The 14,649-nt window shown below is 65.1% G+C and carries 16 protein-coding genes, 4 tRNA genes and 1 riboswitch; of the genes, 9 read left to right on the top strand and 11 right to left on the bottom strand.

Annotated elements, in window-relative coordinates; genetic code table 11:
• Positions 1 to 71: 71 nt before the first annotated feature.
• From ACRVY7_RS11810 to ACRVY7_RS11830, 5 genes are all read right to left on the bottom strand, one after another.
• Positions 72 to 281 carry a hypothetical protein gene (locus ACRVY7_RS11810; RefSeq protein WP_049697224.1) on the bottom strand — a complete coding sequence of 70 codons (210 nt, stop codon included), beginning with the start codon at positions 279 to 281 and terminating at the stop codon, positions 72 to 74.
• A 23-nt stretch (positions 282 to 304) separates the two neighbouring features.
• Complete coding sequence (locus tag ACRVY7_RS11815) at positions 305 to 1,078, bottom strand: 3-oxoacyl-ACP reductase (RefSeq protein WP_431817194.1); 774 nt, start codon at positions 1,076 to 1,078, stop codon at positions 305 to 307.
• A riboswitch (TPP riboswitch) is annotated at positions 1,072 to 1,168 on the bottom strand. Its footprint overlaps the gene before it by 7 nt.
• 147 nt (positions 1,169 to 1,315) lie before the next feature.
• Positions 1,316 to 1,390: transfer RNA gene (locus ACRVY7_RS11820), tRNA-Val, on the bottom strand.
• 19 nt (positions 1,391 to 1,409) lie between these two features.
• Positions 1,410 to 1,483, bottom strand: a tRNA-Cys gene (locus tag ACRVY7_RS11825).
• Positions 1,484 to 1,505: 22 nt separating this feature from the next.
• Positions 1,506 to 1,578 (bottom strand) — tRNA-Gly (locus tag ACRVY7_RS11830).
• A 234-nt stretch (positions 1,579 to 1,812) separates the two neighbouring features.
• Here ACRVY7_RS11830 and ACRVY7_RS11835 point away from each other — a divergent pair.
• A tRNA-Val gene (locus ACRVY7_RS11835) sits at positions 1,813 to 1,884 on the top strand.
• Positions 1,885 to 1,969: 85 nt separating this feature from the next.
• Here the strand turns inward: ACRVY7_RS11835 and ACRVY7_RS11840 are convergent.
• The 6 genes from ACRVY7_RS11840 to ACRVY7_RS11865 form a co-directional block, all read right to left on the bottom strand.
• On the bottom strand, positions 1,970 to 2,230 hold the full coding sequence (locus tag ACRVY7_RS11840; RefSeq protein WP_431817195.1) for an Ada metal-binding domain-containing protein: 261 nt from the start codon (positions 2,228 to 2,230) through the stop codon (positions 1,970 to 1,972).
• A gap of 8 nt (positions 2,231 to 2,238) precedes the next feature.
• On the bottom strand, positions 2,239 to 2,892 hold the full coding sequence (locus tag ACRVY7_RS11845) for a 2OG-Fe(II) oxygenase (protein ID WP_431817510.1): 654 nt from the start codon (positions 2,890 to 2,892) through the stop codon (positions 2,239 to 2,241).
• Positions 2,893 to 3,171: 279 nt separating this feature from the next.
• The gene (locus tag ACRVY7_RS11850) at positions 3,172 to 3,765 is read right to left on the bottom strand and encodes a DinB family protein (protein WP_431817196.1); all 594 of its coding nucleotides are present in this window, start codon (positions 3,763 to 3,765) and stop codon (positions 3,172 to 3,174) included.
• 171 nt (positions 3,766 to 3,936) lie between these two features.
• Positions 3,937 to 4,500: an NADPH-dependent FMN reductase gene (locus ACRVY7_RS11855; RefSeq protein WP_431817197.1), complete on the bottom strand. Its 564-nt coding sequence runs from the start codon at positions 4,498 to 4,500 to the stop codon at positions 3,937 to 3,939.
• A 74-nt stretch (positions 4,501 to 4,574) separates the two neighbouring features.
• On the bottom strand, positions 4,575 to 4,841 hold the full coding sequence (locus tag ACRVY7_RS11860) for a hypothetical protein (RefSeq protein WP_431817198.1): 267 nt from the start codon (positions 4,839 to 4,841) through the stop codon (positions 4,575 to 4,577).
• Positions 4,838 to 5,443 carry a recombinase family protein gene (locus tag ACRVY7_RS11865; protein WP_431817199.1) on the bottom strand — a complete coding sequence of 202 codons (606 nt, stop codon included), beginning with the start codon at positions 5,441 to 5,443 and terminating at the stop codon, positions 4,838 to 4,840. Before ACRVY7_RS11865 ends, ACRVY7_RS11860 begins: the two co-directional genes overlap by 4 nt.
• Before the next feature lie 237 nt (positions 5,444 to 5,680).
• Here ACRVY7_RS11865 and ACRVY7_RS11870 point away from each other — a divergent pair, with 237 nt between their 5' ends.
• The 8 genes from ACRVY7_RS11870 (at position 5,681) to ACRVY7_RS11905 (ending at position 14,599) form a co-directional block, all read left to right on the top strand.
• The gene (locus ACRVY7_RS11870; RefSeq protein WP_431817200.1) at positions 5,681 to 7,117 is read left to right on the top strand and encodes a carboxylesterase/lipase family protein; all 1,437 of its coding nucleotides are present in this window, start codon (positions 5,681 to 5,683) and stop codon (positions 7,115 to 7,117) included.
• A gap of 30 nt (positions 7,118 to 7,147) precedes the next feature.
• Positions 7,148 to 8,668, top strand: coding sequence for a glycosyltransferase 87 family protein (locus ACRVY7_RS11875; protein ID WP_431817201.1), 1,521 nt, complete (start codon positions 7,148 to 7,150; stop codon positions 8,666 to 8,668).
• A complete protein-coding gene (locus ACRVY7_RS11880; protein WP_431817202.1) occupies positions 8,586 to 9,020 on the top strand; it encodes a TIGR02611 family protein in 435 nt (144 codons plus the stop codon). Before ACRVY7_RS11875 ends, ACRVY7_RS11880 begins: the two co-directional genes overlap by 83 nt.
• Before the next feature lie 113 nt (positions 9,021 to 9,133).
• The gene (gene thrS, locus ACRVY7_RS11885) at positions 9,134 to 11,191 is read left to right on the top strand and encodes a threonine--tRNA ligase (RefSeq protein WP_431817203.1); all 2,058 of its coding nucleotides are present in this window, start codon (positions 9,134 to 9,136) and stop codon (positions 11,189 to 11,191) included.
• A complete protein-coding gene (locus ACRVY7_RS11890; RefSeq protein WP_431817204.1) occupies positions 11,184 to 11,771 on the top strand; it encodes an ATP adenylyltransferase in 588 nt (195 codons plus the stop codon). Before thrS ends, ACRVY7_RS11890 begins: the two co-directional genes overlap by 8 nt.
• Before the next feature lie 64 nt (positions 11,772 to 11,835).
• A complete protein-coding gene (pgsA, locus tag ACRVY7_RS11895; protein ID WP_431817205.1) occupies positions 11,836 to 12,564 on the top strand; it encodes a phosphatidylinositol phosphate synthase in 729 nt (242 codons plus the stop codon).
• Positions 12,561 to 13,478: a phosphatidylinositol mannoside acyltransferase gene (locus tag ACRVY7_RS11900; RefSeq protein ID WP_431817206.1), complete on the top strand. Its 918-nt coding sequence runs from the start codon at positions 12,561 to 12,563 to the stop codon at positions 13,476 to 13,478. Before pgsA ends, ACRVY7_RS11900 begins: the two co-directional genes overlap by 4 nt.
• Complete coding sequence (locus ACRVY7_RS11905; protein WP_431817207.1) at positions 13,475 to 14,599, top strand: glycosyltransferase family 4 protein; 1,125 nt, start codon at positions 13,475 to 13,477, stop codon at positions 14,597 to 14,599. Before ACRVY7_RS11900 ends, ACRVY7_RS11905 begins: the two co-directional genes overlap by 4 nt.
• Positions 14,600 to 14,649: the final 50 nt, after the last annotated feature.

Here is a 14,649-nt window from a genome sequence, read left to right on the forward strand (position 1 = left end):
ACGATTCTACGACCGCGCCGAGGGCGTCGGAAGGCGATCGGCGGGCTCAGATGCACGACGAAGCTCCGGATTCACCCCAGTGAGAGTCGCCACGAGCCCGCGTAGATCTCGCGGAGTTCGGTCACCTCATATGGCATCGCGCCCTGGCCCTCGGTGGTGATGGCGTTGACGATGAGCATGCCGTCGGTGATCTCCCACTTGTACTGGTCCCCGTCGAATGCGGCCTCGCGACCTGATGAGTCGACGACGGTGAAGCTGCCCGGGCGGTAGTCGATGTTCATGCTCGCAGTATGCCTGCCGGTGTTCAGTCCTTGACGAGGCCGCCATCGACGACGAGGTTCTGTCCGGTGACCGCTCGCGACCACGGCGAGAGGAAAAACAGTGTGGCGTCGGCGAATTCCTCTGGTGTGGTGACCGACCGCAGGGGAGTGGACGCGGCGATGGCGTCGAAGATCTCAGGGGGTGTCGCTGCGCTCGCGTCTGTGGTGCGCAGGAGTCCGCCGGAGACCATGTTGACGGTGATGTTGTCCGGGCCGAGGTCGGCGGCCAGCGTGCGAGTCAGCGCCAGGAGTGCGGCCTTGGCGGCTGTGTAGTCGTGGTAGGGGACAACGGGATTCTGCACGAGGTTGGTGCCGATGTTGACGATGCGCCCCGTACCGGCTTCGCGCATGCCCGGAAGCGCCGCCTGTACGACTGTCAGTGCGCCGCCGACGATTCCGCGAAACTGCGCGTCGAGTTCTGCGGTGGTGATGGTGTCGGCGGTTGAGCGGGCGTCGCCGTTGAACGAATAGTCGGGCAGGGCGTTGTTCACCACCGCCGTGATAGGCGCGCCGAAATGGGTTGTCGCAGTGTCGATCATCGTCTGAACCGCGTCGGGGTCGGTCACGTCGGCTTCGACGGCGAGTGCTCGGTCGCCGAACTCTGCTGCCAGCGCAACTGCCGCGTCGGCGCTGCGTCGATAGTTGACGACCACACGCGCACCCTCACGCGCCGCGGCGCGTGCGAGCGTTGCGCCCAGTCCGCGGCCCGCGCCGGTGATCAGTATGACGTGCTCGGAAAGAGGCAGCGCTGCAGGCATTTTCGGACCATCCCTTCGCCAGTGCTAACTGGAGCAGGTTCTGCGGGTCTGATCTCAGCCGACCTTGTGTCGGCACCCCGTGTCAGTCTGGCAATCAGACCGCACTCGGGTTGCGAACGCAAGCACCGCTCGGAGTTGCGTGGGATCCTCGGGGGCATTTTTGTACCCGTGGATCCCAAACAACTGCGCCAAGGGGCCGGGGAACAAAAAGATCCCGCTGCGAACAGCGGGATCTGATGGTGCGCGATACTGGGATTGAACCAGTGACCTCTTCCGTGTCAGGGAAGCGCTCTCCCGCTGAGCTAATCGCGCGGGTATGAAATTGGTGGTTTGGAGGTGGCGACGGGAATCGAACCCGTGTACACGGCTTTGCAGGCCGTTGCCTCACCACTCGGCCACACCACCAGATGCGAGTCGACTCGCGCCGAGCGGATGACGGGATTCGAACCCGCGACCCTCACCTTGGCAAGGTGATGCGCTACCAGCTGCGCTACATCCGCATGCTTCGCGAGCAGATCTTGTGGACCATTTGTTGCTCGCGATGCGATGCAGAACATTATCCGACCGACACGCTTCTAACAAATCGCCTGGTCAGAGCCTCGGAAAGTGGGAAGTGTGCAGGCGGAGAGTGTCGCGATGGCACCACGACGCACCCTTGGGCCGCGATTTGGGTTCCCGGTGTCGATCCGTGTAGTCTTTGCCCTCGTGCACCGACGCCTTTGCGCGTCGCGCGCGGTCCCGTGGCTCAGTGGAAGAGCGTCCCGTTCACACCGGGAAGGTCGCTGGTTCGATCCCAGCCGGGACCACAAGAATGTCGCTGCTCGGTGGGTCGTCTCGACGCCGAGCATGGTTCCCGACAGGGTTCCCTGACCGGCAGTACCTGCGCCGTGATCACTGCGCGCTCTTCCAAGACCGGTATTTTTCGGGGAGGCACACCGCGCACGGCCGGTAACCTGCTGCGATCGCAATCACTTCGTCGCGGAAGAAGACGCGGTTGTTCACGTAGCCGCCCCGGGCTATCGTCCGCAGCGCCGAGGTGCAATCCAGCTCGCCGTAGATGCGGCTACGTCGGTGTCCGCCAAGGCTTCCCGGTGTCGAGCTCCTGTATGGCTTCCGATTCGCACCGAGAAGCACGTACGTCTTCTCCTGCACCTCCACACCTACGCGGCGTCGTGGAAGACCAAGGCGAGGGTGATGCGTTCGCCGGAGCGGACGGCCGAGACTCCGTGTCGGATCGGAGCTGCCGACCACCCGCGCTTCGACTCGACGGGACGGTCTCGGGTGGTGAACACGTAGCCATGACCCTGCGGCAGCAGGAACGCGGTTCCCCGTGACTGTGCACGTGGGCGTTGTTCGAGCAGCAGAAACTCCCCGCCGGTGTGGTCGACTCCGGGATTGCTGAGGTTGATGACCACCTGCAACGGAAACACGAGGTCGCCGTAGAGGTCCCGATGCAGCGCGTTCCAGTCCCGCTCGCCGTACTTCAACAGGATCGCCGTCGACTTCGTCTGGCCCGCTGCGTGGCACATCGCCAGCCATTCGTCGAGGGTGTCCGGCCAGATCGGGTCGCGGCCGAGCTTGGTCCACCAATCCCGAGCAATGGGCAGCAGTCGCGGATAGAGCGCCTGTTTCAGACGATCGACCGGCTCCGGGTAGGGAGTGTCCAGGTATTTGTACTGTCCCTCCCCGAAGCGGTGACGACCCATGTCGACCGTCGCGCGGAAGACGTCATCGGCGTCGTACAGCGCTCGGAGCTCGTCGACTTCGGGTGCGGTCAGTAGCCGGGGGAGAAGCGCACCGCCGTACTCGTTCACCTCGGCGGTGACGCTTCGCCAGTCGGCCGACTCGACACGCTCCGAGTACGCCTCCCCGGCTGTCGCCCTCGTGGAGCCGACGCTGCTGTGTGCGCCGGCGTCAGCCCCGCGACTTCCTTGCCTCTCCGCGGCTGTGGTCACGTGTCCTCCCAGGTCGACTATCAAGCGCGTCCAGCGCCCTCACCGGGTAGTCGCGACAGCGGGCTGAAACGTGAGATGAGATTTACACCAGCACGGTTCTCGGTGTTGCCGAGCACCTCGCCTGCGTGACAACCCCTTTCATGCTCCGATGGTCCCCGCGGCAGGCTCGTAGGGCGTGAAGAACTGATTCGCGGGCACGCCCTCGAGGGTCATCACCAGGGCGGGTACGGCCATGCCGTCGATCTGCTCTCGGATGATGTCGGCGTGGCCTGCATGGCGTGCGTACTCCTCGATGAGGTGAATGAGGAAGTAGCGCAACCGGATGGGTTGCGGCTCGAGCTGGCCGTACCACGGCGCGGGCGGCGCAATCGCGTCCGCATCCGGGTCGCTTGCCAGGATCAGTCGACGCAATTGCGCACGTGTGGTGTCGAAGTCGCTGAGCAGGTCGTCGACCGACTCGTCCTCGCCCACAACGAAACCGGCGAGGTAGTCGGCGACGCCGTCGGCGTCGACCGTCGGCGTGACGTCTTCACCGGAGAGTCGCTCGACTGCTCCACGCATGCCGTCGAGAGTGTGCTTGATCAGGCCGCCGATGGAAAGCTCACTCCGACAAGGGGTTTCGCGCAGCTGCGCCTCCGTGAGGCCGAACGCCGCGGCGCGGATCGCGTCGAGCTGCTGATCCACGTAGTTGGCGATACCGGTTGCTTCGTTGTCGCGCTGCGGTGAATACATCGAGATGCTCCGATCAGAGGTGGTGTGAACTTCTGATCAGAGCCTCTCAGCGATTGCGGTCGGTTTCGGTCCGCAATGAAATAATGACTCTCAGCTCTGAAGCGGTGCCAACGCCCGTCATCCGCGAAGCGGCGCCAAGGCTCGTCATCCGCGAAGCGGCGCCAAGGCCCGTCATCCGCGAAGCGGTGCCAATGCCTCAGACAGCTTCACGATCTCGTCGAGCTGAGCCTTGACCACGGCGCTTTGCTGCTCGTTCGGCTCGAAGATGCCGTCGTCGGTCAGTTGCTTCTGCGGGAAGTTGATCTCGACGTTGTCTTTGGTCATGACGAGCCCGAGTGCTGACACGACAACCCGCAGTGCGACCTGGGCGCGTGTTCCGGCCGAGTTGCCGCCCCAGTTGACGAAGCCGACTGGTTTGCGATCCCACTCGCTGTGTAGGTAGTCGAGCGCGTTCTTGATGGCGGGGGAGTAGCTGTAGTTGTACTCGGGGAAGACGAAGATGAACCCGTCCGCTGCCTCGACGCGAGCGCTCCACGCCTTGGTGTGGTCCTTCACGTAGTTCTTGAGTCGCGGATGGTTCGGCTCGTCCATGAAAGGAAGATTGAGCTCTGCGAGGTCGACGAAGTCGACGTCGTAACGGTCGTCGGCATCGGCTGCTGCCTTGACCCATTCGGCGATGGGGCCGCCGATCCGGCCTTCGCGGACACTTCCGAGAATGATCATGAGTCTGGTCATAAGAGTCTCTATCTCTGTTGGATGTGCAAGCGGTGTCTGCGCCATCGATGGTAATCAGGACGTGCACCCGACAGTCAGCGGCGGACCCGCCTCACGAAGCCGTACAGTGCGGCGCGGTACCCGCGTTCGTAGCTCTGTGCGATGTCGGGAATATCGCCCGAAGCGAGCGCCGACGACGCGTGGTGACGTGCCCAGGTGTCCGGCATGGTGGCGAGATACGTTGTCGCATCGTCGAATCCGCGTTGGAACGCATCCTCGTCGACTGTGTCGTCGGCGAGCGACGACTGATGCGTCGTCGGGGGCGTCGACGACGGAAACGCCACGATTCGGCCGCTGGTCATCTGGTGGCTCTCTTTTCTGCGAGTGTGCGGTACAGGGTGGCGCGACTGACGCCGAGTACGGCGGCAATTGTCGGGACGGAATCGCCGTTGTCGCGAAGGCGTCGTGCGAGTTCGACCTGCTCGTCGGTCAGCGCTCGTGGCCGCCCGAGGTGCCCGGTTCGATGACGGTCGCCGAGGCCGCGCGCTCGACGCCCGACGGCACTCATCTCGTCGTTGGCGACTGCGAGCGACGCGAGAACACCGACGAGTGTGGAACCGGCGTCGTCGTGCGTGCTCAGACCCTCGCGGAGGGCTTGTATCCCCACGTCGTGTTCGGTGAGTGTGCGGATGGTCGACAGGACTTCGTCGGCGGAGCGTCCCAACAGGTCCATGCTCACGACGATGAGCACGTCTCCCGGGCGGGCGTAGTCGACAAGTGCGTCGAAGCCAGGTCGTTGTGCCGCAAGGACTCCCGCGTCGGCGTCGTCGGTGTAGATCCGACGCTGAGCGACGCCGTGCGAAACAAGGGTGTCGACCTGTTCGTCGAGGGCCGGCGCCGCAGCACTCGCACGCGCGTATCCGAGCAGCATGTGCTGCGCGGATGACGGAGGGGGCTCTGACATGTCCAACAACCTATCGCAAAACTCGACGCGAAATGAGATTCAGCGACGGCGTTTCGAGACTGGCCATCCAGCGCGCGAGACCCGCCCGAACTAAGCGCATTCACGAGAAACGCATTCGAGTCGCGAAACACACTCGTACGGGAGTTATGAGACACAAAATCAGATTAAGAGACGATGATTCGAGATATCTTCCTGATCGGGTCCACCCGGCGTCGTCGCGGCGTACTGTCCGCGAGCATGACGCGAACACACCTCGAGACCCCCGTCGTCACGATCTCGTCCGGGCGGGTCTCGGGTCGCAGAACCGACGACGTGACGGCCTTCCTCGGCATCCCCTACGCGGCGCATCCTGTCGGGCTCGCGGCGTTCGACTCGCCTCGGGCGGTCGACGCCTGGGACGGGGTGCGCACAGCCACCGACTACGGGCCGACCGCACCGCAGGTCCCATATCCGGCGCCGATTGCCGCACTGCTCGACAACGTGATCGAACCCGGCGACGACTACCTCACGGTCAACGTGTGGACCCCGGATCACGGTGCGGGTGGCTTACCGGTGATGGTGTGGATTCACGGCGGTGCGTTCACCCGCGGTTCCAACCGGTTGGCCATGTATGCGGGCGACACGTTCGCCCGCGACGGTGTGGTCTGCGTCGGCATCAATTATCGGCTCGGCACAGCGGGTTTCGCGTCGGTGAGCGGCGGCGTCGAGAACAGGGGATTGCGCGATCAGATCGCGGCTCTCGAGTGGGTGCAGGCGAACATCGCGAGCTTCGGCGGCGATCCCGGCAACGTGACGATCTTCGGCGAATCGGCGGGAGCCATGAGCGTGGCGTCGCTACTGGCGTCACCGCTGGCGCGCGGTCTGTTCCGGCGAGCGATCATGCAGAGCGGCAACGGGTCGGTGGCCGCGCAGATCGACGATGCCCGTCTCGTCACCGCGCGGCTGTCCGAGATCCTCGGTGTCGACGCCGACGCCCAGACGCTTGCCGACGTCGATCCCGCCGCGTTGCTCGCGGCTCAGTCGCAGTTGGCACTCGAGTGCATGGTGAACCCCGACCCCGCCGTGTGGGGTGAGTCGACGGTGGCCCAGGGGATGGGCATCATGAGCCAGTTCCCGATCGTCGACGGTGACGTCCTCACCTCCGTGCCGCACGAGGCGATCGCGTCGGGTGCCGGCGCCGACATACCGCTGCTGGCCGGATGGAATGCCGACGAGTTCCGCTTCTTCCTCGTCGCTTCGGGTGGGGCCGACGCGGTCACCGAGCAGGCCGCCGCAGCGGTGCTCGGTCGGCAGCCGAATGGCATCGAGCACCTCCGCGCCCGACTCGACGCCGGCGACAGCCCAGGTGACGCGCTCGCGCGGGCACTCACCGCACGCGCGTTCTCCGGTCCGACGACCGCGCTCGCCGCGTCGCGTCCATCGGGCTCGACGCACCTCTACGAGTTCGGGTACCGCAGCCCGAGAGCCGATATCAGGGCTGGTCACGCCGTCGAGATTCCGTTCGTGTTCGATCACCTCGACCAGGCGCACGCCCTCGTCGGTCCCGAACCCGACCAGCAGATCGCCGACGAGATGCATCGAGCGTGGGTCGACTTCGCGACGACGGGCGATCCCGGCTGGTCGTCAACAGGTTCGGAATCAGACAATCGACACTTTCGGCGATTCGGTTTCTGACCTGCGATAAGTCTTGGCTACGGTGTGTGCATGTCTGCGAGCACCTCCGTCGATCAGCGACCGTCACCGCTGGTAATCGGGTTCAAGCCGGTGCTCGCGGTCGGGGTACTCGCCATCCTCGCGGTGATCTGGCACATCTTCGTGATCCCGATCGGCGCGCAGTTCAACGGGCTGTTCGACAACGCCACCGATCTCTACGTCTACCGGGCAGGCGGACGAGCCGTGCTCGACGGCCGACCACTCTACGAATATCCGGTCTGGGGTCGTCTGAGCTTCACCTACCCGCCGTTCTCCGCGGTGGTGTTCACCGTCTTCGCGCTGATGAGCGCGGTGGTGGCGAAAATCGTGTGGTGGGCCGCGATACTTTTCGCGCTCGTCGCGACGGTGTACCTCGGCATGCGCACGCTCGGCTACAAGGCCGACAGAAATCTTGCCGTCTTCGCCATGAGCGGAGGGATCTGTGTCACGGTGCTCGAACCCGTACGTACGACGATCTGGCTGGGTCAGATCAACGTCTTCCTGATGTTCATCATCCTGCTCGACCTGGTCTTTCTCGATCTGCTCCACCCGCGATCAAGACTGCGTGGTCTCGGCGTCGGCATCGCGGCGGGACTGAAGCTGACGCCCGCGTTCTTCGTCGTGTATCTGCTCGTGCTGCGCCGGTGGCGGGCTGCGGTCATGGCACTCGTGGGGTTCGCCATCACGGTCGCGATCGGTTTTCTGGTCATAGGGTCCGATGCGCGGCAGTACTGGACGACCTATGTCACCGGCGAGTCACGTATCGGGCGCGTGGATTCGCCCGCGAACCAGTCGATCAACGGCTTCATCTCTCAGATGCTGGCGTATTTCGACGTCCGGCGGTTCTCGCAACCCGCACCGGTCGGGCCACTTTTTTCGGCGCCCGATTGGTTGTGGATGCCCGTTGCGCTCGTCGCGGCGATCCTGGGTCTCTGGGCGGCGGTCGTGTCGTATCGGCGCGGACGCAGACTGCTGTCGGTCACCACCGCCGGCATGACGGCAGCGACGGTGTCGCCGTTCTCGTGGGGTCATCACTGGGTGTGGGTGGTGCCACTGCTGGTCGTCGCATTCGACTTCGCGTACCGGGGCAGCATCGACGGGCGAAGGTACTGGTGGCGGTGGTTGGCCCCGCTGACCGTGTGTGCGCTCTCGTTCTCGTACTGGTGGAACTACTGGGGCAGTGGCAGTCGCTACGGAGCCGATCACATCATCGCGATCGGACTGTTCATGATGCCGCGATATCCCGACCCGGGGGTGTTGGATCGCATCGCCGTCATCCTGTACGCCGGGTGCTATCCACTGATCCTGTTGCTCACGATCATCGTCACGTTGGTAGCCGAGTTCCGGCAGCGGCGCGTCGAGGCGTCTGAGGAGGTGACGCAGCCGGATACGTACTCTGGAGATATCGAATCGTCCGGCGCCGCGGACCCCTCGGCGCCGGACACAGCACATGCGGAGAGTGGAGTACTGCGTGCCGAGGTGGCAACGAATACGCATCTGGAGTCGTCAACGCAGGTACGTCATCCGGCGTGACGCGCGTCTGAACCTCACCTATCGGATCGTTGTCGGCGTCGTCGGTGCGCTGGTGCTCGCCGGCGGAATCGTCGCGATCCCATACCCCGGCCCGGGCTGGCTGATCGTGTTCCTCGGACTCGGAATCCTCGCGTCTGAATTCTCGTGGGCCCAACGGTTACTGCGCTTCGCGCGCAGCAAGTACGACGCCTGGCTCGAATGGATGAAGCAGCGCCACTGGTCGGTGCAAGGTGCTTTTGGTGTTGTCACCTGCGTCGTCGTGCTGGCCTCGCTGTGGGTCCTGGGTGTCCTGGGGACGGCCGCGAACTGGGTGAACCTCGACGCGGCGTGGCTGACAAGCCCGATCCTGTAAGACATCCCGGCCGCGGTGGTGGCCGGCGGGGCGCCCGCAGATACGATCGACGTGCACGAACACCGAAACCTCTCGGCGGGTAACCGACCCGCCTCGCATCAAGGAGCAGCGAAGTGCCCGACAACGCATTGGTGACCAGCCCAGCCACGATCCGTGTGCCGGCCGGGACCACCGCGGGCACGGCGCTGCGCGAGCACGAGCTGCCGAACAAGGGACCTGAGGCGGTCGTCGTCGTCCGTGACGCCGCGGGTCAACTGCGGGATCTCTCCTGGGCTCCCGATCTCGACACCGACGTCGAACCGGTCGCAGCCAACACCGACGCGGGTCGCAGCGTGATCAGGCATTCGACCGCGCACGTGCTCGCACAGGCTGTGCAGGATCTCTTTCCCGAGGCCAAGCTCGGGATCGGCCCGCCGATCAAGGACGGCTTCTACTACGACTTCGACGTCGCAGAGCCCTTCACCCCCGAAGATCTCACCGCGCTCGAGAAGAAGATGAAGCAGATCATCAAGTCGGGTCAGAAGTTCTCCCGACGGGTCTATGCGTCGAAGGACGAGGCCCGGATGCAGCTCGCCAAGGAGCCGTACAAGCTCGAGTTGATCGACGACAAGGGCGCGGCCGACGACAGCGAGGTCATGGAGGTCGGCGGGGCTGAACTCACCGCATACGACAACCTGAATCCCCGCACCGGCGAAGTGATCTGGTGCGATCTGTGCCGCGGCCCGCACGTGCCGACCACCAAGTACATCTCGGCGTTCAAGCTCACCAGGAGTTCGGCTGCCTATTGGCGCGGCGACCAGGACAACGCCGACCTCCAACGCATCTACGGCACCGCGTGGGAGTCGACGGAAGCCCAGGACACCTACCTGGAGATGCTCGCGGAGGCCGAGAAGCGCGACCATCGACGCCTGGGTGCAGAACTCGACCTCTTCAGCTTCCCCGACGAGATCGGTTCGGGGCTACCGGTGTTCCATCCGAAGGGCGGCATCATCCGCACCGAGATGGAGGACTACTCACGCAAGCGCCATATCGCTGCCGGGTATCAATTCGTCAACACGCCGCACATCACCAAGAGCAACCTTTTCGAGGTGTCGGGACACCTCGATTGGTACGCCGACGGCATGTACCCGCCCATGCAGCTCGACGCCGAGTTCAACGACGACGGCTCGGTGCGCAAGCCGGCTCAGGACTACTACCTGAAGCCGATGAACTGTCCGATGCACAACCTGATCTTCGATGCGCGCGGACGCTCGTATCGCGAACTCCCGCTGCGCCTCTTCGAGTTCGGCACTGTCTACCGCTACGAGAAGTCGGGTGTGATCCACGGACTGACCCGCGCCCGAGGGTTCACTCAGGACGACGCACACATCTACTGCACTCGTGAGCAGATGCGCGACGAACTGCGCTCGCTGCTGACCTTCGTGCTCGATCTGCTCCGCGATTACGGTCTCGACGACTTCTACCTGGAGTTGTCGACGCGGGATCCCAAGAAGTCCGTCGGCGACGACGAGACCTGGGAGATCGCGACCAACACCCTCGCAGAGGTTGCGGGAGAGTCCGGACTCGACCTCGTGCCCGATCCCGGCGGCGCCGCGTTCTACGGGCCCAAGATCTCCGTCCAGGTCAAAGACGCGCTGGGCCGCACCTGGCAGATGTCGACCATCCAGCTCGACTTCAACCTCCCCGAGCGCTTCAACCTCGAGTACACCGGCCCGGACGGCGCCAAGCACCGACCCGTCATGATCCACCGCGCGCTGTTCGGCTCCATCGAGCGGTTCTTCGGCGTGCTCACCGAGCACTACGCGGGCGCCTTCCCGGCATGGCTCTCGCCGGTGCAGGTCGTCGGTATCCCCGTCGCCGAGGCGTTCGTGGATCACCTGCAGGGCGTCGTGGATCAGTTGAAGGCCAAGGCAATCCGCGCGGAGGTCGACTATTCCGACGACCGCATGCAGAAGAAGATCCGCACGCACACCACCGGCAAGGTCCCGTTCATGCTTCTCGCGGGCGAGCGAGACGTCGAGGCGGGTGCCGTCAGCTTCCGGTTCCGAGACGGCACCCAGGTCAACGGCGTATACGTTGCCGACGCGGTCAGAATCATCGACGAGTGGATCTCCGCGCGTCGCAACGAGTCTCCGACCAAGGAGCTGATCGAGGGTGCGGGAGATGCCTGAGGCCGACGACGCATCGACCGGTGAGATCCGCGATTGCGGTACCGGCGATCCCGATCGGCTGCAACGGTTGTGGAGTCCGCACCGGATGACCTACATCACGGCCGACCCGCCGGTCGTGAAGAAGGCGGCCGACGGTTCGGACCTCACCGGCCACCCCTTCCTCGACATCCCGACGATGACCGACGAGGACGGGTTGATCGTGGCGCGCGGAGAGCACGTCTACGCCGTGCTCAATCTGTACCCGTACAACCCCGGCCACACGATGATCGTGCCGTACCGGCAGGTCGCAGACCTCGAGGCGCTCACCGCAGGCGAGGCCGAAGAGTTGATGGGCTTCACGCAGCGCATGATCCGCACGATCAAGGCGGTGTCGAATCCGAACGCGTTCAACGTGGGTCTGAATCTCGGTTACGCGGCAGGCGGCTCGCTGTCGGAGCACATCCACCAGCACATCGTGCCGCGGTGGGTGGGCGACGCGAACTTCATCACGGTTGTCGGCGAGACAAAAGTCATGCCACAGTTGCTGCGCGACACCCGTGCGCTGCTCTCGGACGCGTGGAAGCAGCTCGACACCCCATGAGCGCGCGACCGCACCGCATGAGCAGTGCAGGTACAGAACTGAACGGTCGGGAAGGAGCGGTGCGGTGCTGAGCATTCGAGGCCGGGCGTCGGTGTCGAAGGTGACGTTGCCGCTCGGACGCGCGTTGCTGCGCACCGGGCTGACTCCTGACGCCATGACCGTGATCGGCACCGTCGCGACAGTCGCGGCGGCGGTGACGCTGTTCCCGATGGGCCACCTCTTCTGGGGCACGATGGTCATTTGGCTGTTCGTGATGTTCGACATGCTCGACGGCGCGATGGCGCGAGCACGCGGTGGCGGAACCCGATTCGGTGCGGTTCTCGACGCCACCTGCGACCGCATCGCCGACGGCGCGATCTTCGCGGGTCTCGCGTGGTGGTGCGCGTGGACGGTGCCGCACCAGTGGCTGTTCGTCGCCACGATGATCTGCCTGGTGACCTCACAGGTCATCTCGTATGCCAAGGCACGCGCCGAGGCGTCGGGTCTGTACGGCGACGGCGGTCTCATCGAGCGCCCGGACCGGCTGATCATCGTGCTGGTCGGAGCGGGGTTCACCGGTCTGGGCCTGTGGTGGGCGATTCACGTCGCCATGTGGCTCCTCGCGGTGGGGAGTGTGATCACCGTCGGACAGCGCATGTGGTCGATTTCCCGATCGCCTGGTGCTCGCGACCTGATCCCGCTTGCACCGAGCGCCCCTGACGTCGACACCGATGCCGAGACCGACGCTGCCGCCGGGACCGATACCGACACCGAGACCCAGGCTGGGCCCGACGCAGGCACCGGAACCCGGTGAGCCGCCTCGGCGGGTACGTCTCCGACCTGGGCTACCGGGCCGGGTGGGCGGGTGTGCGTCTGCTGCCGGACCGATGGGGCAGAACTGCTTTCGAGGGCGCCGGCGCGATGGTCGGTCGCCGTAACGGCGGCCCGCAGCAGTTGCGACGCAACCTCGCTCGCGTGATCGGAGCCGAACGGCCGCAGGATGTGCCGGACGAACTCGTCGCCGACGCGATGCGCTCGTATGCGAGGTACTGGTACGAAGCGTTTCGGCTGCCAGCCATGGGATTGGCGAACGCCGCGGCATCGGTGCACATCGCCGACGACGATGTCGCCCGCTTCGAAGCCGAGATCGCGAAGGGCAAGGGGCTCATCTTCGCGTTGCCGCACAGCGGCAACTGGGACATGGCCGGCGTGTGGCTGATCAACCGAGGTCATCGATTCTCGACAGTGGCCGAACGACTCGAACCGGAGTCGCTGTTCGACCAGTTCGTCGCCTATCGCGAGAGCCTCGGGTTCGAGATCTTTCCGCTTACCGGCGGGGAACAGCCCCCGTTCGCGCGTCTGGCCGACCGTCTTCGTGACGGGTCGGTGGTGTGCCTGCTCGCAGAACGCGACCTGACCCGCCACGGCGTTCCTGTTCAGTTTTTCGGTGAGCCGACCCGCATGCCCGCCGGACCCGCGCGCCTGGCGATCGAGACCGGCGCAGCGCTCATGCCCGTACACCACTTCTTCCTCCCGGACGGAAGGTCGCAAATCCTGGTCGGAGAGTCGGTCGACGTCTCAGGCGGCGTCGAGCAGGCCACCCAGGCCATGGCCGACGCCTTTGCCACGAACATCGCGGCGCATCCCGCGGATTGGCACATGTTGCAGCCGCTCTGGGAATCCGACTGGTCGGCGGAGCGTCGTGCGCGAATCGAGAGCACCGGATGAAGATCGGAATGGTCTGTCCGTACTCGTTCGATGTTCCGGGCGGCGTGCAGGCACATGTGGTCGAGCTCGCCGAGGTGTTCATCGACCGCGGCCACACCGTGAGCGTCCTCGCGCCTGCCGCCGACGACACGGTGCTGCCCGACTACGTCGTGTCGGCGGGTCCCGCGGTGGCGCTGCCCTACAACGGGTCGGTGTCTCGCGTCTGCTTCAGCCCGCACGGCTACCTGACGCTTCGACGCTGGATCGCCGAGAACGAGTTCGACGTCTTGCACGTCCACGAACCCAATTCGCCGAGTCTGTCGATGCTGGCCTTGATGGTCGCCCTGGGGCCGATCGTCACGACGTTTCACACCTCGACGTCGAAGTCGTTGTGGTTGAAGACATTTCAGGGAATCTTGCGCCCGTATCACGAGCGGATCGCGGGCAAGATCGCCGTGTCGGAGCTGGCCCGACGCTGGCAGATGGAGTCGCTGGGTTCCGACGCGGTCGAGATCCCGAACGGAATCAACTGCGCGGGTTTCGCCGACTCTCCGCCCCTGCCCGGGTACCCGCACCCCGGCCGATCAGTGCTGTTCCTCGGTCGCTTCGACGAACCACGCAAGGGCATCGACATTCTGATGCGTGCGCTGCCGACGATCGTCGAGAGTTTTCCCGACGTCCGAATCCTCGTGGTCGGCGGTGGCAACGAGCGTGCGTTGAGGCGTCGAGCAGGGGATCTCGCCGACCACCTGGTCCTGCTCGGTCAGGCCGACGACGAGACCAAGGCGCGAGCGCTGGCATCGGCAGACGTGTACGTGGCGCCCAACCTCGGTGGCGAGAGCTTCGGCATCGTGCTGGTCGAGGCCATGGCGGCAGGCGCAGCGGTGGTCGCGAGCAAACTCGACGCCTTCCGACGGGTCCTCGACGACGGCCGCGCGGGAAAGCTGGTTGCCGTCGGGTCTGCGGATGAACTCGCCGAGTCCGTGATCGAGCTCCTGTCCGACGACGACGCCCGCGCCGACCTTGTCGAGGCCGGTCGGGCGAGGGCCGCGAAGTACGACTGGTCGCGGGTGGCCGATCAGATCCTGCGCGTGTACGAGACGGTCACCGTCGACGCCGGACCCGTCGTGGTGTCGGACTGAGTGGGCCCGACATGAATGTTGCTGGGCCACACGTGGCATCGAGCCTTGCC

This window comes from Gordonia jacobaea (assembly GCF_965344965.1).
In the GTDB taxonomy this organism is placed as follows: Bacteria; Actinomycetota; Actinomycetes; order Mycobacteriales; family Mycobacteriaceae; genus Gordonia; species Gordonia jacobaea.